The sequence below is a fragment of the Streptomyces sp. NBC_00448 genome (assembly GCF_036014115.1).
Classification (GTDB): domain Bacteria; phylum Actinomycetota; class Actinomycetes; order Streptomycetales; family Streptomycetaceae; genus Actinacidiphila.
The window spans coordinates 9,612,582-9,632,951 of record NZ_CP107913.1 but is presented as its reverse complement, the minus strand read 5'-3'; the positions used below and the strand labels follow the sequence as shown (position 1 = coordinate 9,632,951).

Here is a 20,370-nt window from a genome sequence, read left to right as displayed (position 1 = left end):
CAGAGCGGGGAACGCCCGGATTTCCCGGAGGGCAGTGTTGCTGAGTTCTGGCAACACCCGGGGCCTTGCGGTGGGAGCCTGGGGGTGCTCTGCGGGATGAGGGTGCGATGGCGCCACCGAAGTCCAAGGTCGATCTGTACGCGGCGATCCGCCGTGATGCCCGGGCGGGGATGTCCCACCGGGCTTTGATGCGCGAGCACGGTGTCGGATTCCGCACGGTCAAAGCGGCGTTGGAGTCGGTGTGGCCGGAGCCTCGGAAGAGACCGCGGCCCCGGGGAACACGGCTGGATGCGTACAAGCCGTTGATCGACCAGATGCTGCGGGTTGACCTGGACGCCCCGCGCAAGCAGCGGCACACCGTCAAGCGGATCTTCGACCGGCTGGTCGACGAGCACGCGGCGCAGGGGGTGACCTATCCGATGGTCCGGGCCTATGTCGCCGAGCGGCGCCAGCAGATCAAGGTCGAGGCGGGCCGCGGACCGGTGAACGCGTTCATTCCGCAGACCCACCGGCCCGGGGCGGAGGCGGAGGTCGACTTCGGGGACGTGAAGGTGCGCCTGGCCGGAGAGCTGGTCACCTGCTATCTGTTCGCGATGCGGCTGTGCTACTCGGGCAAGGCGGTGCACCGCGTCTTCGCCTCCTGCGGCCAGGAGGCGTTCCTGGAGGGCCACGTCCACGCTCTCAGCGTGCTGGGCGGTGTCCCGACGGGCAAGGTCCGCTACGACAACCTCAAGGCCGCGGTCGCCCGGGTGCTGGGCTCGCGCGCGAGGGCGGAGAACGAGCGATGGACCGCGTTCCGCTCGCATTACGCCATCGAGGCCGCGTACTGCCTGCCCGGCATCGAGGGCGCCCACGAGAAAGGCGGGGTTGAGGGGCAGATCGGCTGGTTCCGCCGTAATCACCTGGTCCCGGTCCCGGAGGTCGCCTCCCTGGCCGAGCTGAACGTGATGATCGAGCAGTGGGACGTGGCGGACGAACGGCGCCGGATCGGCTCCCGGCCACGGGCGGTAAGTGAGTACTTTGCTGTCGAACGGTCGTTGCTGCACCCGTTGCCGGGCGAACCGTTCGAGACTGGGCGGCTGTTCAGTCTGCGGGTGGACCGCTTCAGCCAGGTCAGTGTCCGCACCAACCGCTACTCGGTGCCGGTGCGGCTGATCGGCCGGACGGTGCGGGTCATGCTGCACGCGTCCGAACTGGTGGTCTACGACGGGCAGAAGGAAGTCGCCCGGCATGAGCGCCTCATCGCCAAAGGTCAGACCCGACTCGTGCTGGACCACTACCTGGAGGCCCTGGTCAAGAAGCCCGGCGCCTTTCCCGGCGCGACCGCCCTGGAACAGGCGAAGTCCGCGGGCAAGTTCACCCCGGTCCATGACGCCTGGTGGGCCGCGGCCTGCAAGGCCCACGGGGACCGGGACGGCACCCGGGCTTTGATCGAGGTCCTGCTGCTGGGCCGCCACCTCACCCACGAGTACCTGGTCGCCGGACTCGCCGCCGCCCTGCGGGCAGGCGCGTTGACCGCGGATGCGGTCGCGCTGGAGGCGCGGAAGGCAGCCGAGGCCGACGACGTGGACGAGCCACCCGTCTCCGCCCGGTCGGACCGGGCGACGGTGACGTTTTTGACCCAGCGGAGGCTTGCCCACCTGCCGCCCGACACCCGGCCGCCGCCCTCGGTTGCGGCCTACGACCAGCTGCTGAAAGCCCGGCAGCCGGCCGACCGCCCCGCGATCCAGGGAGAGTGACGCCGTGACGTTCCAACGCCACCGCGGGCTGACCGAACAAGCCGCCGACGCCGCCGTCGACCAGGCATGCCGCATGCTGCGGCTGCCCACCATCCGCGCCCAGTTCCCCGACCTGGCCGAAGCCGCTGCCCGCGACCAGATGTCGTATCGCGGGTTCCTCGCAGAGCTGCTGATGGCCGAGTGCGACGACCGGGCCCGCCGGCGCTCGGAGCGGCGGATCAAAGCTGCCGCTTTCCCGAGGGAGAAGTCCCTGCGGGGCTTCGATTTCGAGGCCAACCCCCTCGTCGATCCGGCCGTCATCCACACGCTGGCCACCTGCGACTGGGTCAAGAAGGGCCTTCCGCTCTGCCTGATCGGCGACTCCGGCACCGGCAAGTCCCACCTGCTGATCGCCCTGGGCACCGAAGCCGCCACGGAAGATTTCAAGTCCAGTGAGACAGTTGTGATGCTATGAGCTTTGTGGTGTTGGTTCTCGGCGCTTGGCGGGATCGTTGATCCAGGCAGTCCGGGGTATCTCGGGTGGCCGGGGGCGGCGCCCGAAGCGTTCGGGGTGGTGTGCGTATGCCTGAGCGAGGGTGGCGGCCCGTTGGTCGCGGACCTCGTCGGCGGTGCCGAAATGGATGCTGGCGGGGGTGTGCCAGGCGATGCCGGAGTGACGGTGCTCGTGGTTGTAGTAGGCGATGAACGCCTCGAACCACTCACGGGCATGGGCCAGGGAGTCGAACCTTTCCGGGAAGTCCGCCATGTACTTCGTGGTCTTGAACTGGGCCTCGCTGTAAGGGTTGTCGTTGGAGACCTTGGGTCGTGAGTGCGACCGGGTGACGCCCAGATCGATCAGCAACTGGGACACCTTCTTGGAGGTCATGGACGTGCCGCGGTCGGCGTGCACGGTGTTGGGCACGATGCCGTTGAGGGCGATGGTCTCGCGGATCAGTTCCTCCGCCCGCTGGGCGGACTCGGCGCGTTCGACGGTGTGGCCGGCGATGTACCGGCTGAAGATGTCGATGATGACGTAGGCGTGGTACCAGACGCCCTTCGTCGGTCCGGCGACCTTGGTGATGTCCCAGGAGAAGACCTGTGACGGGCCGGTGGCGACCAGTTCCGGCACCACCCGGGGAGGGTGGGTCGCCTGGCGGCGGCGTTCACCGCTTTGGCTGTGTTCCCGCAGGATCCGGTACATCGTGGAGACCGAGCAGTGGTAGCGGCCGGCATCCAGCTCGCGGGCCCAGATCTGCGCGGGCGGCAGTTCCGCGTACTCGGCGCTGTTCATCAACTCCATTACGGCCAGGCGCTCTTCGGCGCTCAGGGCGGACGGCTGGGCGCCGGCCGTGCGGGGTCGGGGTGCGGCCGGTGGCCGCAGCCGGCGGTAGTGGGTGGCGCGGGAGCGGCCGGTCAGTCGGCAAGCGGCCACGACACCTAGCTCGGTCTCGACGCCGTGGAAGGCGTCGTTCATGACCGGGGCGGCGGCAGACTTCAGTCCGCGCCCCTGGAGATCATGTCCAAGAGCGCGGAAGCTTTTCCCATGACCTCCAGGGCGGCCTTGTTCTGGGCCAGTTCCTTCTCGAGCCGCTCCACCCGGCGACGCAGTTTGTCGTTCTCCGTCTCGGCGTCCGACTTCTTCGGCCTCGCGGGGCTCGTGCGGCGGTCGGCCAGGTTCTCCAGGGCGCCGGCGTCCCGAGCGGCCCGCCATTCCTTGACGTGAGAGTGGTAGAGGCGCTCTCGGCGCAGGATCGCACCCTTCTCGTTCTTCGGGGCCGCGTCGTACTCGGCGACGATCCGCAGCTTGTACTCCGGGCTGAAGGAGCGACGCTTCGGCCTGGGCGCGGGATCGGGCGCGGGATTCGTGCTGGTCATGAGGGGATGGTTCTCCTGTCGGTGCCCTCTCAGGCTAACCCGGCAAAGCCGGATGTCTCACACAAGGCTGACAGAGAGGGCCATGGCCGGCTACCGGGTCCGCTACACACTCGCCACCAAACTGGTCAACGAATTGGTCGAGGCCGCGGACGAGAAGGTGCTGACCAAGACCATCGCCCGCTACGGCCGCGTCGACCTCCTCGCGATCGACGAGCTCGGCTACATGGAACTGGACCGCCGCGGCGCGGAGTTGCTGTTCCAGGTTCTGACCGAGCGGGAGGAGAAGAACAGCGTCGCCATCGCCTCGAACGAGTCGTTCGGCGGGTGGACGAAAACCTTCACCGACCCGCGGCTCTGTGCGGCCATCGTCGACCGCCTGACCTTCGGAGGCAACATCATCGAGACCGGCAGTGACTCCTACCGCCTCGCCAGCACCAGGGCCGCCCAAGCTCAGAACACTGCCGCAGGCTGACCAGCACCGGCCACTCCCCGATGGATGTCGCGATCGCGACCACGGAGAGACCAGGTTTCCCTCAGCGGTTTGCGACCACTTCCAAGGTGATCTTTAGACGGCGACCCGTCATGCCCTTGGCTTTTGTGATGCCGAAGGCGTATCTGTCTATCGTGGCGGTGGCGTCGGCTGTGATCCTCCTGTCTTCGCAGGCAACGGAATTGATCGTGACGAGAACCGGCTGCGATACTCCGCAGGCAGTCATCTCTCCTTGCAGTGAGGCATCCTGGGCGGATCTTCCCAGGCTCTGGCTCCGGAAGACGATCTCGGGATGTCGTGCCACGTCCAGGTAGTCGGAGGACCTGACGTGATCGTCGCGCTGCTGATTGCCGGACTCGAAGCTGGCCGCGTCCATCGCGACTTCCACCGACGACTCTTCCGGCGACTCAGCAACGGTAATCCGGCCATGACTGATAGTGAACGTCCCACGGACCGGGAGCAGCCCGAACACGGCCCGCGTGTCGAAACGGACCGTCGATGCCACTGGATCGATCTCATAGGTGCCTGCTGCTGGTAAGGACTGCTCTGCAGTGCCTGGTATCGCCATGAGTGCGTAGCCTCCGCGTGCTGAAGATCCTCTTGGATGGATCAGCCTCTCGCACACTGCGGTGGCTGCACCAGTCCCCTTTCGATCACCGACAGTGCACCCCAACGTCGGCCGCCCGCCGGGAGTCGAGTGAGGGGCCACAGCTCATCGCACTCTTGAGGGGGTGGCAAAGCGAACAAGTACCCAGCGTTTGAAGTTCCCCCCTGATTTTGGACAGCGGGTGCTTACGCTGCGGGGGCGAGGTCTTGCTGCAGCCTGGCTCGCGTTTCGAGTGGGGTGAGGTAACCGAACTCGGGGTGTCTGCGGAGCCTGGTGCGGTTGTACTCGACCTCGATGAAGCGGAAGACGTCGGCCCGGGCCGCCTCGCGGCTCTCCCAGACGGCGGTGCCGATCTCCGCTTTCAGCAGGCCGAAGAAGCTCTCGGCTGCAGCATTATCGTAGCATATACCGGTTCGTCCCATGCTCTGCCTCAGGTTCAACTCCCGTAGCTCCTGGCGGAATTCGCCCTCGCTTCCGCGATCGCTGTGCATGATGCAGCCCGGCTGCAGGCCAACACGGCCGGCGGCCATGCGCAGGGCGTCGGTGACCAGCTCGGCGCGGTGGTGGTCGGCCATCGCGTACCCGATCACCTCGCGCGTCGCCAGGTCGATGACGGTCGCGAGAAACCACCAGCCCTCGATCGTCGGCAGATACGTGATGTCCCCGACGAGCTTCGTGCCGGGCCGTGTTGCGGTGAAGTCGCGGCCGACCAGGTCCGGGGCCGGGGCGGCCTTGGTGTCCTGCTGCGTCAGGTGGCGGCGCCTGCGGCGGGTGACACCGCGGATGTCGCGCTCGCGCATGATCCGCTCGACCTTCTTCCGGTTGATCGCATGGCCCTTGCGCCGCAGCGCAGCGTGCACGCGCGGGGCACCGTAGGCACCCCGGGAGGAGGCGTGGATCTCACGGATCTCCTCAGTCAACTCGTCTGCGGCGCACTGCCGTTCGGCCGCTGCCGGCCGGGCCGCCAGCCAGGCGTAGTAGGTGGAGCGGTTGATCCCCGTTACGCGGCACAGCAGGGCCACGCCATAGCCGCCGGGGTTGGTCTCGGCGGCCTTCTCCGCGTCGATGAAACGGCACAGCGTGCCTACTTCATCGTCTCCTTCGCGAAGAAGGCCGCTGCTTTTTTCAAGATCTCGATCGTCTGCTGCTGTTCCCGGTTCTCCCTGCGCAGCCGCTGCAGCTCGTCCTTCTCCGCCGTGGTCAGCGCGCCGGGCGCCCCTTCACCGCGGTCGGTCTTCGCCTGCTTCACCCAGCCGCGAAGCCCCTCCGGACTCACGCCGAGTTCACGGGCGATCTCGGTGACGTTCCGAAGCGGCGACGAACGGACGAGCGCGACCGCGTCGCGCTTGAACTCGGCCGTGTACCGCTTGCTCATGTTGCTCTTGCCACTCAACCTGGACTACTTCCTCCGGGACCCATCCGTCCCAGTATCAAGCTGTCCAGATCAAAGGGGGAACCTCAGTTGTCACTTCTCATCGACATCTTCGGGCTGTCTGATCGCCAAGTGCTGCCCGAAACCATCGATAAACGTTGCTCGCTCTCGCTTACGAAACCACAAGATCGACCCTCCAGCTACGTCTTCTCACCGCCTCGTGGGGGAACGGGGCAATCGAGTTGGAAGAGGATGTCCCAGTACGCCGGGTCGGGCCGCCGTCTGTCCGAGTCGACCACGATCACCGATAGCAGGGGATCCGCTTCGGCAGTTTCGCGGGCAGCTTCAACAAGGACGGTGACCTTGTCTTTCGGTAGAAGGGCTGCCAACCTCGGGTCTGCCCATTCAGCGAGCCGATCCCAGCTGAGCACCTGCTTGCTGCGAACGACGAGCACAAGCGCCCGCCGGAAGGTGGCCCCAAGACGGGCTCATCCAACCGGCCCCGCCCGGCCACGGCCGTCTGAACCTTCCGGGTGTCCTCGTCGTCAACGGACACGATGCGCTGCGGATGATGACGGTCGTAGGCCGAGGGATCCGTTCGAGCCGTGCCCTCCGAGTGATGAGGCGCAGGAAGGTCAGTCAGATTCGCTTCGGGCGGGGTGTCGCGGACCGTGGCCGGGGAGCGGGGTGAGGGCGGAGGTGAAGTTCTCGCCGTCGACGAGGGGGGTATCGAGGGAGACGCCAGCTGCGGCCATGCGGTCGTAGAGGTCGAGGATCAACTCCTTGGTGCGGTAGGAGCCATACTTGGCCTCATCCTTGCGCTTCACGATGGGGAAAGTATCGAGGATGTAGTCCACGTCTTCGCGGGCGACGCCGTAGAGGTGGAAGAAGAGTGCGTCCAATTCGGCCCGGATGACGGCGCGGCGTTCCTCGTCCCAGCGGAAGGGCTCTCCGACGTCGCCGAGGTCACGGGAAAGGGCAACCATGTCCCAGGCGGTATAGGTGAGCTCAAAAACGCGGGCCACGATGAAATCCTCGAAGGGCTGAAGGACTCCCGGAAGCAGAACGGGAAGTTGCTGCCAGATGAAGAAATTCATCGTTACTCCGCCCACCTTTTGACGGCTTGCGAAGTCATGTACGAATGACGTCTGGCAGGCGACAAGGGTAAGTGCCGTCCACGGCTCTTGTTTGGCGCACATCAAAGGAACCTTGTTGCCGACGGCGGACTTCGGAAAAGCGAACGAAATCGCAGTCCGCTCGTCAGTGGCGCGGCAGATGTCGCGCCAGCCTAGAAGCCAGTCACGGTCCCAGGACTTGTGGGCGGATTGGGCGTCGACCTCAGGCTCAGCCACCCAGTAGCGCGGAAGGACCACCGCAGAAGGATCGTGCTTCTCCGCGAGGGTGAAGTCTTGGGTGGAGCCGTCTAGGTCGTAGGTCGCCCAACGGTGGTCGTAGTGGTGCAGCATCTTCGCTTCGTAGAGCGGGAGCATCCGGGCCGCGCCGCGGGTGAAGGTGTTACCGGTGAGGGTCCAGCCGTCGGCTTCGAGCTGGTCGCGGGTATGGAAGAGGTGCGAGTCATTCGACATGTGGAACATCGTCATAAACGACAGGCCCCAGGGGTTGCCGTTGGGGTCGCCCTCCTTGATGAGGACGGGGACGCGGCGGTAGATGCCGAGGGTGATTTCGGCGTCGCGACGGGTGCGGAAGACCGGGCAGGTACCAGTGTTGGGGTTGAGGAGGGTGATCTCCTCCGGGGTGAGGATGAAGCGCTTGTCCGCCGCGTCGAGTTCAGCCGGATCGTGGAGGAAGAAGGCAAACGTTGCGGCGGGTTCGCGGGCGGTGCGACCGGCGAGGGTGAGCAGGCTGAACTTGAATGAGCGGTGCACGCCGGGAAAGAGCGGCGCGGCGTTCTCGAAGTCGTAGAGCGAGGCGAGTGAGCCGCGCTGGACGAGGTCCTTGAAGAAGAATTGTGTGGTGGCGTCGGTGGCGATACCTGTGGGCACGATCACGCCGGTCCGACCCGTGGGGCCCATGAGACTGCGGTCGGTCTCGGCGAAGACGGCGTAGGTGTTGATGTCGCCTCGGCCCGTGAGCGGGTAGCGCACCGAGGAGCGTAGGAACTGGCTCTCGCCCTCGGCGCGGCGCTTGGCAGCGGTGAACTCGGCGAAGAGCTCGGGATTCGTTGCCGGTAGGTCTGCGATGAGATTCTTTCGGGCGGCGGCGTTCGGGGCGGCGGCGATGGCCGCGTCACGCTGAGCGAAGAACTCCTGCTCCTGGAGCTTGATGCGCTCCCACGGCGGGTTCCCCAGCACGCAGGAGAAGCCGCCGGCCCAGCCGACATACGTGTCGACGCTAGCGTCCGCAGTCGCGGGGACGAGGAAGACGTCGGGGAACTCCAGGTGCCAGTGGAAGAACTTGTACTGCTGGGCGATACGGACGATCTCGTCTCGTGTGGTCGCCGGTATGCCGCCGCCGGGGTTCTGGAGGTCGCGGAAGACGCCCTCCGTCACCGGGGTAGGGGCGCTCTGGACCTTGGGCCAGACGAAGGCTGCGCACCAGGCGTCGGAGGCGTTGAGGGCGTGGAGGTAGTCCGCGGACTGTTCCAGGTCGCGGAAGCGGCTGGACTGGATGCGGACGTCGCGCAGGGTGTCGGCCGGGGCGTCGGTGATGTCGCGCAGGCTAGCCGCAAAGGAGGCGTTGGAGACCCAGATGCGGTCTTCGGTGTGGAAGCTGAGCTGGCCGCCGCGTTCGGTGGCGTTCCGCTTCTTCAGAGCCGAAGCGATCTTTCTGTCGTCGCCCTCGATCGGCTTGAAGGCGTCGTCGGGTATGCCGCCCGCCAGCAGGGCTGGGGTCGCCCCCAGCAGTGCGTTGCCGTGCTTGATGTGGGCGTCGAGGAAGCCCAGCGGCTTGCCGGGTTCAAGGGCCTCGAGCCACAGGGAGACCTTGGCGAGTTCGACGGCCATCGGGTTGAGGTCCACGCCGTAGATGCAGCGGGCGACGACCTCGTGGAGGGCGTGGCGTACGGCGTCGATCGTCGGCTCAGGGTTCTGGTCGCGGACGGCGGCGACGCGCTTGGCGATGCGGCGGGAGGCGGCGACGAGGAAGTGGCCGGAGCCGCAGGCGGGGTCGCAGACCGTCAGGGACAGCAGTTCGTCGACGATGGCGTCGCGGGCGTCGGGCTGGCCGGCGCGGGTGGCGCGGATCTCGCCTCGCTTGACGGCGTCGTCGATGACGGGGTCGAGGGCGGAGTCGAGCAGGCAGTCGATGAGTGAGGAGGGGGTGTAGTAGGAGCCCGTGGTCTTGCGGGTGTTGCCGGCCAGCTCGACGAGTTCGAAGGTGCGGTCGGTGGCGTTGTGCTTGGGGACGAGTTCCAGCAGGGACTCGTAGATGGAGCCGAGTTCCTCGGCGTCCAGGTGGCGGTAGTCGACGACGCGGTTGCGCCGGGAGGTGGTGTCGCGGACGATCGACAGGGCGCGTACGGCGTCGAGCAGGGGCTCGTTGGACAGGGCGAGGTCGTGCAGGAGCTTGTCGGTCTCGGTGTCGTCGAAGATGCCACCGAGGGCGGGCAGCCCGAGTTCCGGGCGGCCGTCGTCGTTGCCGAGGCCGGACAGGACGAAGCGCAGCGCCTGGTAGAGGTCGCCGTGGGAGGTTCCGCGGCGTCGCTGGGCCTGGCGGCGCAGCCGGGCGGAGGAGAAGTAGGTGGCGTAGCGCTCCTTGGCGCCGGCGTCCGCGGTCGGCATCAGCAGCGCCTCGCGGTCCTCGGCGACGAAGAGGAACAGCATCCGGTAGACCGTCCGCAGCAGGGCGTAATGGAAGGTCTGGACGTCCAGCGTTTCGCGCAGCTCACGGTTGGCGGGGTGCTTGAGGAAGCCCGTGCCCAGCGTGGTGATGGCGGTCTGGACGCCCTTGCGGAGCTGGTCCAGGGCGCGGGTGCCGGAGGCGATGGCCTCGGTGCGCCACTTCTCCAGCCAGCACGCGGACGGCGCGGCGTCCTCCCCCACCTCGAAGCGGGAGACGTGCAGGAGCCGGTAGAGCAGCACGAATTCGCTGAAGAGCTCGCCGTCGAAGATCGCCTCGAGGTCGAACTCGACGTACGAGGCGGTCGCCAGCGCGCTGGAGTCACGCAGTAGCCGCACCTGGCGGCCGTTGGTGAGGACGCCCCACAGGTGGGCCTCCGTGCGGTTCAGGCACTCCTGGAGCATCGACTGCGGCGGGACCGTGCCCGCGCCGCCCGGCCGCCGGTCGAGGTCGGCGTTCCAGGCCGGCTGGTGGATGAGGACGTGCCGCCAGCGGTGGGAGACGAGGAACTTCTTCTCCTCCTCGGAGTCGGCCGCGATGCCGGACTGGCCCATCGGCGTGAGCGGGCCGAAGCCGAGTTCGCGCCAGAGCGGGGCCAGCCAGTCGTTGCCGGCGATGCCAGTCGGGTCGCTGGCCGGGGCGCCGGTCTCCGGGTTCTCGGAAAGGCGCTTGCGCACGTCGCGCCAGAGCGGCTTGAGGTACTCCCAGCTGCGTTCGGCCTCGTCGCGGACCGAGCGGGAGGTGGGCAGTCCGTAGTCGGCGGGCTTGGTGCCGGGGACGTCCTTGCCCTCGCTGATGCGGACCAGCATGTCGACGGGCAGGAGCGCGCCGACGGTGTGGACAGCGGAGAAGACCTGGTTGCGGGTGGTGGCGGACATCAGGCGGCCTCTCCGGACACGGCGGCGGGCAGGTAGACGTAGACGCCGAGGATGTCGGCGGGCTTCTGGGCGGTGACGCGAAGGCCTCGGACGATGTCGTCGGCGGCCTTGCGGACGCGGCGGTGGGACTCGTCGAGGCCGGCGGCGAGCTCGTCGCCGTACGACTCCAGGTAGCCGGTCACCTCGGGAAGCTGGGCGAGGATGCGGGTCATGGTCCGCATCCCGAAGTCCGGGGCCGTGTTCGTGGTGGCGGTGGCGTCGAGCAGTGCCACGGCCTGTTCCTGCGTCAGCCACTGCGCGTTCTTCGGTGAGCCGTGGAAGGCGAGCAGGCGGGCGTCCTCCGCCACGAGCTGCTTGTCGCCGCTGCGCGAGGGCAGCGTGAGGTGGAAGCGGTAGCGCACGAGCAGCAGCGTCGTGCGGGTGGCGACCGCGTCCGTCGTGATGACGCCGCAGCGGCGGGCCGGGCGGACGCCGTCGGCCTGGGTGTCCAGTGCCGCGTTCAGGACATGTCCGGCCAGGGCGCCGACGACCGGGTCGGTGCGGACGAGGGCGGCTTCGCCGCGCGCCACCGCGGGGTCGGCCCGGAACGGAATGGGGCGGTCCTTCTCGATGATGTCCGCGCCGACGACCGGGGCGAGCGCGTCGCGCAGGCCGGCCGGAGTGCCGCCGACCTCGGCGGTGAAGTCCGCGCCCGTAACGCGCAGTACGCCGCCGAGGGCGTTCAGGCAGTCGCGTACGAAGGTGGCGATCTCGCCGGCGCTGCCGAGGGCCTCGCGCACGGAGGCGACCTCGCGGGCGACGTCCTCGGGGTGGATGGAGCGCTGGGCGAAGCGGGAGCGGGAGGCCTTCTCGCGTTCGGCGGCCGAGTTCCAGTCCTGTTCCAGGTCGGCGAAGCTCTGCTGGAGGGCGTCGGAGCCGAACAGGGTCTCCTGTTCGCCCTGGCGGCCGCGCAGCAGCAGCCACTCGACGATGGCGTCCGTGACGCCGGTGGACATCTCGTCGGGCACGGAGACGGAGATGCCGAGGTCCTTCTTGATCTGGCGGTGCTTCTTGATGAGGACTTCGAGGACCTTGCCGTCGATGCCGTTGTCGTCGCCGTACAGGGTGATGACGCGGACCTGGTCCTTCTTCTGGCCGTACCGGTCGACGCGGCCCTCGCGCTGGTCGTGGCGGGTCGGGTTCCAGGCCAGGTCGTAGTGGAGGACGGCGTCGAAGTGGTGCTGGAGGTTGACGCCCTCGGAGAGGCAGTCGGTGGCGATCAGGACGCGGCGGGCGGCGGCGTCCTCGCCTGCCTCGGTCGCCAGTTCCTCGATCCGCTGGAGGCGCTGCTGCGGGGAGAGGGTGCCGGTGACGGCCTTGACGACGGTCTTGGCGCCGAGCGGACCGCGCTTCTTGGTCTCCGGGTCGTTGGCGAGCTGGTCGGCGAGGTATTCGGCGGTCGGGATGTAGCGGCAGAACACGATCGGGTTGTAGCCGTCGGCGAGCAGTGCCTTGAGGTGCTTGATGAGCGCCTTCAGCTTCAGGTCCTGCTCCGGGCCTTCCAGCTCGGTGGCGCGCGTGGCGAGTTCGGCGAGCCGTGATCCCGCGTGCTCCTCGGTCTCGGCGCCCGGGGCGACGTCCATGCCCTCCAGGGCGTCGCTGTCGGCGGAGTCGCTGGTCAGCGGGGCGCCCAGCCGGTCGGCTTCCTCGGCGGAGGCGGCGACCGCAGCGGCCGAGCGGGTGCGCAGGGTCTGTGCGGCGGCGCGGGGCGAGGAGACCAGGGAGCGCAGCAGGGCGATCGCGGACCACCAGGCGATCCGGGCCTCGCGCCTGCCCTGGGAGCCGGCGGCCTCGACGCGGTCGCTGGCGTAGGCGATGGCGTCGTCGAGCAGGGCGCGGTAGGCGGGGGCGAGCTTGTAGGTCTCGTCCTTGAAGTAGCGGTCCGAGGGGAACGCGGTCTTCTCGGCGAGGCTGTCGTCGCTGAGGCCGTCTGCCTTGGTGAGGTACTGGCGTACGTCGGCCCGCTTGCGCGCGACGAAGTGCTGGGCCAGCAGGACGCGGCCCGCTTCGCTGTCCAGGTTCACTTTCGCCAGTTCGGGCTTGACCAGGCCGAGCAGGTTACGGAACGCGGATTCCTTGCCGGAGTGGGGCGTCGCCGTGACCAGCAGAAGGTGGCGGCCGGCGTCCGCCGAGACGCGCTTGAGGAGTTCGTAGCGCAGCTGGTCCTGGGTGTTCGTGGATGTGTCGTCGGCCGCGACGCAGGTGTGGGCCTCGTCCACGATCACCAGGTCGGGGCAGTGGCGCACGAAGTCGTCGCGGTGGCGGGTGGATTTGATGAAGTCCGTGGAGACGATGACGTGTGGGTACTTGTCGAAGAGGGACTGGCCGAGGTCCAGGCCGCGTTCCAGGCGCGAGACCGTGGAGGCGAGGACGAGTTCGGCGTCGATGCCGAACTTGGTGCGCAGTTCGCCCTGCCACTGCTCGGCGAGCGCGGGCGAGCAGAGCACGGCGAGGCCGGTCGCCTCGCCCTGGGCGAGCAGTTCGCTGGCGATGAGACCCGCTTCGATCGTCTTGCCGATGCCGACGTCGTCGGAGATGAGCATGCGTACGGTCTGCTGGCGCAGGGCCATGAGCAGCGGGACGAGCTGGTACGCGCGGGGCTCCACGGCGATGCCCGCGAGCGAGCGGAAGGGGCCGGCGCCGGAGCGGAAGCCGATGCGCAGTGCGGTGCGCAGCAGGCCGGCGGCGCGCTGGTCGCCGAGGTCGGAGGGCTCGGGCGCGGCGAATTCGGCGCCCTTGACCTCCTCGAAGGTGGGGAAGACGGCGGCGATGTCGTCGTCGGAGCCGCCGAGGGGGCGGAGGACGAGCATGTCGGGGGCGCTCTCGGGGAGCACCACCCATTCGCGGCCGCGTGCCGTCACCAGGGAACCGGCGGAGTAGGTGAGTGCCATGTGAGTCGTCGCGTCCTTGTGGTGATCGGGCGTCAGTGGGCGGCGGTGCCGAAGTCGCGGGGGCGCTCGGCGGCGATGGCGTCCCAGTCGGCGTCGTGCGGGAAGCGGACGACGTCCCAGCCGGCGTCGAGCAGTCGCTCCTCGGCGTCCTCGTCGCGCAGGGCCGTCATCTCCGTGCCGGGCAGGTCGACGAAGACGGCGAGGTTGGCGCTCCCCAGGCGGTACACGTAGTCGGCCTGGGCGTTCGCCTCGGTGATCAGCGTGGCGCCGTCGTCGGGGAGGCGCAGCCCCTTGGCCTTGAGCCAGGTCAGCAGGTCGTCCTGGGCGATGGCCTCGCCGGCAGCGACCTCGACCGGGGTCGGCGCGCCGGAAGTCTGCTCCAGCAGCCGCTTGAACTGCTCCGACCGCGACTCGCCGCGCCTTTCGCGCGTCGCCGTCGCTGACGCGAGCCGCAGCAGCAGGTCCTTCACGGTGTGCCGGTCGATCTGGACGTGGTTCAGCTGGTTGCCGTAGGTCAGGAGGCACTCGTAGCAGCCGCGGGCACACGGCCGGTCAGGGTGCGGGCCGCCCAGGTCGTTGCCGTCCTCGTCGAAGTGGCAGATGGCGAGCGCCTGCAAGGCCGCCTTCGCCAGGGCGTCCTTCTCCGACTGGAGGCGGCGGAGCACGCCCGCGCCGCCCTCGGCGGCCTCCGTGAACAGGATGCGGTCGCGCGGGCCGTCGTCCGGCGGGAGGAGTTCGCTGCTGAGCTCGGAGTCCTCCAGCTCGAAGGTGGCCTCGATACCCCGCTCCAGGGCGTACATCAGCGACAGCGCGATCGGCTCGGGCAGCGGCTCGTCGAGGGTGGCAACGAGGACGTTGCGGCGGTCCTCGACGTAAGGGATGACGCGTTTCTTGCGGCGCTTCTCGTTGCCGTCGGCGTCGATGCGGGGCATCTCGCTGGTGTCGCCGGACGCTTCGGAGGCGTCCTTGTCGTTCATCCAGCGGCCGTCGCCGAGGTCGAGCCAGTAGCCGGCGGGCTCGTCCTTCTTCGCCCGGACGCGGCCGGTGTTGGTGATCCGGACGGTCGCCGAGTCGCCGTACGCCACCTGTGCGATCGGCTTCCCCGACGTGTCGGCGACCATGGCGTCCTGGCGGCCCTTGCGGGTGCCGTGGTCCTGGAAACGGTACGAGGTCTCCAGGCGGAAGCCGGCGCGGCGGCGCTCTTCCTCGTCGGAGGAGATCCGCTCGCGGCGGGTGGTGTAGACGGTGTGCAGGTGCAGAAGGCCGTACGTGGCCGAGCCCAGGGGCTCGGCGCACATCTCGCAGCGGTCGGCGCGCTCTTTGGGGTCGTGGTGGTAGCCGCAGCTCGCGCAGCGGCGGGCCTCGGTGGTGGCGAGATCGCCCGAGGCGTCCGGCGGGAGCTGGATGCGCGTGACCTGGTAGCGGGCGCCCTCATGGTAGATGAGCGACCCGGGGCCGAACTCGCGGATGGCGAGGAAGCGGGGACGCTGCAGGTAGTCGCCCTCGCCGCGGCGGCGGCCGGTTGTGGGAATGTAAGCGGCGAGCGGCAGGCGTGGGAAGGAGTAGCCGGGCAGGAAGCCCTCGGAGGCGAGGTAGCGGTATGGGTTGAAGTCGGACAGGACCGACTTGCTGTCAGCGCTCTCGTTCATCAGCAGGTTCAGCTGGGTCTCTGCCTCGCGGCGACGGGCGTTGGCCCGGATCCGATCGCCCTCCGTCAGGCTGTAGTCGAGGCGGCGCTTGTTCTGGATGTACTGGTCGTCGAGCGCGGCCGTGAACAGGTCACGCCACCGGTCGAAGGCCCGGTCGAACCGTTCGGGCACGGTCGTTACGCGGTCCTGTATCCAGTCGTCGTGCCACCACGTGGTCTCGGCGAACTTCGGCAGCAGGGGGGCGAGTACCCGCAGCGCGGAATCGACCGTGCGGCGCTGCGCGTCAGCGTCGAGGGAGGCGGCGAGGAAGTCCGGCAGGAGCCTCAGCTCGGGCTGGGGGCGTTCCCCTGTGTCGGCGAACGAGACATCGAGGACCTGGGGTAAGGCGCGGCCCAGCTTCAGGCCGGTCTCCGCGATCCAGATGCCCTGGAGGTGAGACAGGACCAGGTCTTCGTTGGCGAGGTCCAGGCGCGGGGGCGCGACGGCGCCGGCGACCATGCGCTCGGAGCGGCGGAAGTAGTACTGGTCGTGGCTGTTGCCCGTCGCACAGTACGTGGTGACGAGGGCGGGCTGGCCGCTGCGGCCGGCGCGGCCGCTGCGCTGGGCGTAGTTGGCGGGCGTCGGCGGGACGTTGCGCATCATCACCGCGTTCAGCGAGGAGATGTCGACGCCGAGCTCCATCGTCGGCGAGCAGTAGAGCAGCTTCAGCTCGGCCTTGCGGAACGCCTCCTCGCGCCGCTCGCGCTCCTCCGGGGCCACCTGCGCGGTGTGCTCGCGGGCGAACAGGCCGGCCAGCTCGGCGGCCGCGCTCTGGTACAGCTCGCGGAAGAAGGTGTTGACGCGCGGGCCGTCGCCGCTCTGGTAGGTGCGGGTCAGAGGGTCGTGGGCTCCTGTCTCGCCCTTGCCCGCACGCCAGATCAGGGACTGGGCGGCGACCCGGTAGCCGGTGACCGCGGGTCCCGTCGGGCGGTGGAAGCGGCCGGCCCGCCGCGGGGTGTCGGCGACCTCCTTGACCAGGCCGGCCGTGGCGAGGACCTTCAGCAAGTCCTCGATGACGAGCTGGAGGTCCTCGTTGCCGAGCTTCTTGAAGGCCCGGTCGGTGCGCTGCAGGTACTTGCCGAACTTGCCGCGCGCCGACAGGAACAGGCTCGCGCGGTCCAGGCCGGGACGGGAGGGGTGCGGGTATGCGGTGCCGATCCTGGGCTTGTCGGAGGGGGAGAGTACCCAGGGATCGATGAGGCGCTCCTCGCTGGCCCGCTGGAGCGAGTCGAAGTCGTCGCGGAAGTAGGAGACGTCGATGGCCAGGGCCCGGCGCATCTCGTTGAGCAGCGCCTTCGTCACTTCGGCGCGCAGGGCGGGGTCGGCGTCGCGCAGCGCCTGGTGGGCATTGGTCCAGCGGCCCTGCGTGCCGGCGACCCATGCCAGGTCCTCGTAGTCGATCTCCAGCAGGCCGGTCTGCTCCAGGTTGGGCATGGTGATGCGCCAGCCGCGCTCCAGGTCCAGGTAGAGCCGGAAGGCGATCACATCGCGAAGGGTCTTCGCCGCGCTGCGGGCCAGTGAGGGCGCAAGGTCGCTCTCGCCCGTGTAGTCGAGGGGCGCCAGGCCGATCCCGTTCGTGACGCACAAGGCGAGCTCTTCGTGACGCAGGCCCTCCTCCCCCGCGTCCAGTGCTGCCCGGTACAGGGCGCCGCGCAGTTGCGTGATCTGGACGAAGTCGTTGAAGTGGCCGGCCTGCAGGGAGGCGTCCTGGCGGTTGTCGACGAACGTGAGGAGCTTGCGCGCCTCCTTGTCCAGGGCCTGTTCGGGCACCGACTTCAGGGACCGCACCACGGAGGCCGATATGAGGGAGGTCGCCGAGGAACGCCCCTCCTGGTCGAGCGTGGCCAGCTTCGCGAAGTCCTTGCCGCGGGTCTGCTCGTAGGCGACGCCGCAGTGCAGGCAGAACAGGAAGGGCGAGGGGATGAACGCGGCGTGCAGCTCGCCCCTGCCCTCGTAGCCGTGCGCGTCGACGGTCACCGCGCGCGGGACGCGGTCGCGGTAGGTCTTCTTGACGACCTCCTGGCCTGCGGCGTCCAGCTCCAGCCAGGACTCGGGCAGCCGGCGGTCGTCGACGGCGTACTGCGGGTTGGCGGGCCACGGGCGGTCGGGGTCGATGTAGAGGTAGCCGTCGCCCTGGCGGCCGCCGGTCGCGGCGGTGTCGCGGCGCGCCTCGTAGCGCACGTCGCCGTTCTTCTCGTCGCGCCAGACCGTCAGGTACTCCTGCCCGCACTCGCGGCAAAAGGCGAGCGGCATCAGCAGTTTGCCGCCGCTGCCGGGCTGTTCGAGCTGGTAGGCGCGGGTGAGGTAGCGAGTGGACTTGTCCTCCAGCGTCACGTAGACGGTGTCGCCCTTGGACAGGAACTGGTGCAGACGGAAAGCGAACAGCGGCCGCTCGGTGACGGGGTGGCGGGCCTGCGATCCGGCTTCCAGGGTGGCGCGGACAGCGGCGGCGCACTGCTCCGCGGATAAGCCGCTGTGCTCGGCAAGCTCCTGCGCGGCCTCCTCGATCTTGGCAGGCCTCTGGCGGACGAGCCGGCCGGTGGTCGCGTCGGTGGCCAGGCCGAAGCGGGTCTCGATCCACCGCGCCAGGGGGTCGCGGACGAGGTCGCCGTAGGCACGCGGGGCCGCTGGTGCCTGGAGACGCTCGGCGGAAACGGTGTCCGGGACGTTGCCGGTGGCCCGGATCAGGGTCTCACCGATGACATGCTCGGGACGGACCTTGGTCCCGAACAGGGTGGAGGCGACGTCCGCGACGACCTTCTTCTGCTCCTCCAGCGTTCCCTCGGTGGACATGGTCGCGGAGGTACCGACGCACTGGAGCGCATCGGCCTGGCAGGCCTCGCGGACGCGGCGGATGAGCAGGGCGACATCGGCGCCCTGGCGGCCGCGGTAGGTGTGCAACTCGTCGAAGACCAGGAACTGCAGACCGCTGGCCATCTTGATGAGGCTCCTACGGTCGTCGGGCCGGGTGAGCATCAGCTCCAGCATCACGTAGTTGGTGAGGATGATGTCCGGCGGGTTGTCGCGGATCTCCCTGCGGCGGGCGTCGTCCTCCTGACCGGTGTAGCGGGCGAAGGTGACCGGCTCGCGGCCTGCTCCGTAACCGTCGCGCAGGTACTTCTCCAGCTCCTTGAGCTGGCTGTTGGCGAGGGCGTTCATCGGATAGACGATGATCGCCCGCACCCGCTTGCCGGCTTTGGGGCCCTCGGTCTCACGGTCCTTGAGGACCTTGTCGACGATCGGCACGATGTAGGCAAGGGACTTGCCGGAGCCGGTGCCGGTGGTCAGCACATACGACTCACCCGAGCGGGCTGCCTCCACCGCTTCGCGCTGGTGCTGATGCAAGGTCAGCGGACGGCCGTCGCACACCGTGCCGCCCCCGGTCTTCTTGGCCTGGAAGATGCGTGCGCACTCCTCGTGCAGCACGCCCTGCCCGGCAAGTTCCAGGACGGTGCCGCCGCCGGCGAAGAACGGGTTCAGCGACAGCCAGGGGTCGGGCCACTGCGACTTGGCGCTCAGATCCTCCTCAACGAACGCCGCGACGCGGTCGTCGCGGACAACGGTGCCGCCCTCGGTGAAGGCGCGGTAGTCCTCGATGAGCTTGCGGTGGACGCCGAACACATCCATGCCGGCCGGGGCAGAACCGGGACGGACCGCATCGCAGGCGGACGGCTCGGAGACCATAACGGGGGCCGCAGAGGGGGCGGGCCGGGAGGCCCGCAGGGCCCGCACGGGGTCGAACGCGTCCCAGGCCGGGAGCTGCGGGATGTCACCGTCGAGGGCCAGTGGGAGGAGCGCGTCGCGGACGGCGACGGCGTCGGCGGGACGATCGGCCGGGCCCTTGGCCAGGAGGCGGTCAACGAGACGGGCGAGTTCGGCCGGAACGTCGGACCGGATGAGGCGCACCGGGGTCGGGGCCTGGTGAAGGTGCTTGTGCCCGAGTTCCTGGCGCACCTCGCTGACGAACGGCGGAACTCCGGTCAGCATCTCGTACAGGACACAGCCCAGCGCGTACAGATCCGCGGCCTGTGTGACCTGCTTGGCCTCGAACTGCTCCGGCGCCATGTAGCGGGCAGTGCCGACGGCGACACCGGTGCTGGTGAGGTCGGCCTCCTGCGGGTCGTCGACGATGCGGCCCATGCCGAAGTCAAGGATCTTGACGGTGCCACCGCGGGTCAGCATCACGTTGGCGGGCTTCAGATCGCGGTGCACGATGCCGGCGGCATGCGCGGCTGACAGTCCGTCGGCTATCTGGACGCCGATGGCAGCGGCCCAGGGGACGGGCAGTTGCTGCTCCTCCGTAATGAGATCACGCAGGGTCTCACCGTCGAGGTACTCCATCGCAAGGTAAGGCAGGCCACCGTGGGAGTCATCCACACCGCCGTCGATAAGACGGGTGAGGTGCGGGTGGTCCAAGCGCCGCATGATGCGCACTTCGCGGGCGAAGCGGTCCACGGCCTTGGTGTCGGCCCGGGTATCCACCAGCACACCGGAGCGGCGTCGAAGGATCGTCTTCACCGCGACGGTGCGTTCCGGGCTTCCCGCAGCGGCCAGAAGGTCCTCCGCTTTGTTGACCTCCCCCATGTTCCCCGAGCCGATGGCCCCTACGAAGCGGAACCGACCACCGATTAACTCCTGGCCCACTGCCCCTCCTCGGCACTACGGCCGCAGCCCGCTTCCGGACAGACAGCCCCCACCCCGGCGCCGCAGCCCGTCCTGACGGAGCGACAGGAGCAACGACGCAGACCGTACACGAAAAACGACATCTTCACCACAGCATTGGCGTTGACGACGTCAACAGACTAACTCTATGGTGTGCGCGTGCACCGAGATGGCTGACACAGCAACTCCCCTACACTGGCCGCTCTTTGAGGCTATAACGCGCCGCCCGCCATCGCCTGAAAGTGGGCGACAAGGACCGCTCAGTACCCTCTTTGGCGCATCAACCCTGATCTGACACCTCGCTCGCCGAGTTGCACGCCGGCCTTCACACCCGCGCCCCGTCTGCGGGCGA

General features: G+C 68.6%; 9 protein-coding genes and 2 pseudogenes. 3 read left to right on the top strand and 8 right to left on the bottom strand.

Annotation, left to right across the window (positions count from 1 at the left end; all coding sequences use genetic code 11):
• Positions 1 to 107: 107 nt before the first annotated feature.
• Together istA and OG370_RS41310 are read left to right on the top strand one after the other, a co-directional pair.
• On the top strand, positions 108 to 1,739 hold the full coding sequence (istA, locus tag OG370_RS41315) for an IS21 family transposase (RefSeq protein ID WP_328473681.1): 1,632 nt from the start codon (positions 108 to 110) through the stop codon (positions 1,737 to 1,739).
• Positions 1,740 to 1,743: 4 nt separating this feature from the next.
• Positions 1,744 to 2,166, top strand: a pseudogene (locus OG370_RS41310) (ATP-binding protein); the annotation flags it as partial.
• Between the two features lie 21 nt (positions 2,167 to 2,187).
• Here OG370_RS41310 and OG370_RS41305 read toward each other — a convergent pair.
• Both OG370_RS41305 and OG370_RS41300 read right to left on the bottom strand, forming a co-directional pair.
• Complete coding sequence (locus OG370_RS41305; RefSeq protein ID WP_328467945.1) at positions 2,188 to 3,192, bottom strand: DDE-type integrase/transposase/recombinase; 1,005 nt, start codon at positions 3,190 to 3,192, stop codon at positions 2,188 to 2,190.
• A gap of 20 nt (positions 3,193 to 3,212) precedes the next feature.
• On the bottom strand, positions 3,213 to 3,593 hold the full coding sequence (locus OG370_RS41300) for a hypothetical protein (RefSeq protein ID WP_328467943.1): 381 nt from the start codon (positions 3,591 to 3,593) through the stop codon (positions 3,213 to 3,215).
• 70 nt (positions 3,594 to 3,663) lie between these two features.
• Here OG370_RS41300 and OG370_RS41295 point away from each other — a divergent pair.
• Positions 3,664 to 4,065, top strand: a pseudogene (locus OG370_RS41295) (ATP-binding protein); the annotation flags it as partial.
• Positions 4,066 to 4,126: 61 nt separating this feature from the next.
• Here OG370_RS41295 and OG370_RS41290 read toward each other — a convergent pair.
• The 6 genes from OG370_RS41290 to OG370_RS41265 all read right to left on the bottom strand — a co-directional run bounded on the left by OG370_RS41290 (position 4,127) and on the right by OG370_RS41265 (position 20,000).
• The gene (locus tag OG370_RS41290; RefSeq protein ID WP_328473679.1) at positions 4,127 to 4,651 is read right to left on the bottom strand and encodes a YceI family protein; all 525 of its coding nucleotides are present in this window, start codon (positions 4,649 to 4,651) and stop codon (positions 4,127 to 4,129) included.
• A gap of 224 nt (positions 4,652 to 4,875) precedes the next feature.
• Positions 4,876 to 5,757, bottom strand: a complete 882-nt coding sequence (locus OG370_RS41285) for an IS3 family transposase (protein ID WP_328474886.1) — start codon at positions 5,755 to 5,757, stop codon at positions 4,876 to 4,878.
• Between the two features lie 17 nt (positions 5,758 to 5,774).
• Positions 5,775 to 6,083: a transposase gene (locus OG370_RS41280; RefSeq protein WP_328473677.1), complete on the bottom strand. Its 309-nt coding sequence runs from the start codon at positions 6,081 to 6,083 to the stop codon at positions 5,775 to 5,777.
• 614 nt (positions 6,084 to 6,697) lie between these two features.
• Positions 6,698 to 10,738: an Eco57I restriction-modification methylase domain-containing protein gene (locus tag OG370_RS41275; RefSeq protein WP_328473675.1), complete on the bottom strand. Its 4,041-nt coding sequence runs from the start codon at positions 10,736 to 10,738 to the stop codon at positions 6,698 to 6,700.
• Positions 10,738 to 13,668: a helicase-related protein gene (locus OG370_RS41270; RefSeq protein ID WP_328473673.1), complete on the bottom strand. Its 2,931-nt coding sequence runs from the start codon at positions 13,666 to 13,668 to the stop codon at positions 10,738 to 10,740. Before OG370_RS41270 ends, OG370_RS41275 begins: the two co-directional genes overlap by 1 nt.
• Before the next feature lie 32 nt (positions 13,669 to 13,700).
• Positions 13,701 to 20,000: a protein kinase domain-containing protein gene (locus tag OG370_RS41265; RefSeq protein ID WP_328473671.1), complete on the bottom strand. Its 6,300-nt coding sequence runs from the start codon at positions 19,998 to 20,000 to the stop codon at positions 13,701 to 13,703.
• Between the last annotated feature and the right edge of the window lie 370 nt (positions 20,001 to 20,370).

What these genes read in the sequence shown, in the direction of transcription:
- OG370_RS41270 (WP_328473673.1), bottom strand. Translation starts at nt 13,668, where the DNA reads ATGGCACTCACCTACTCCGCCGGTTCCCTGGTGACGGCACGCGGCCGC.
- istA (WP_328473681.1), top strand. Translation starts at nt 108, where the DNA reads ATGGCGCCACCGAAGTCCAAGGTCGATCTGTACGCGGCGATCCGCCGT.
- OG370_RS41305 (WP_328467945.1), bottom strand. Translation starts at nt 3,192, where the DNA reads ATGAACGACGCCTTCCACGGCGTCGAGACCGAGCTAGGTGTCGTGGCC.
- OG370_RS41290 (WP_328473679.1), bottom strand. Translation starts at nt 4,651, where the DNA reads ATGGCGATACCAGGCACTGCAGAGCAGTCCTTACCAGCAGCAGGCACC.
- OG370_RS41275 (WP_328473675.1), bottom strand. Translation starts at nt 10,738, where the DNA reads ATGTCCGCCACCACCCGCAACCAGGTCTTCTCCGCTGTCCACACCGTC.
- OG370_RS41300 (WP_328467943.1), bottom strand. Translation starts at nt 3,593, where the DNA reads ATGACCAGCACGAATCCCGCGCCCGATCCCGCGCCCAGGCCGAAGCGT.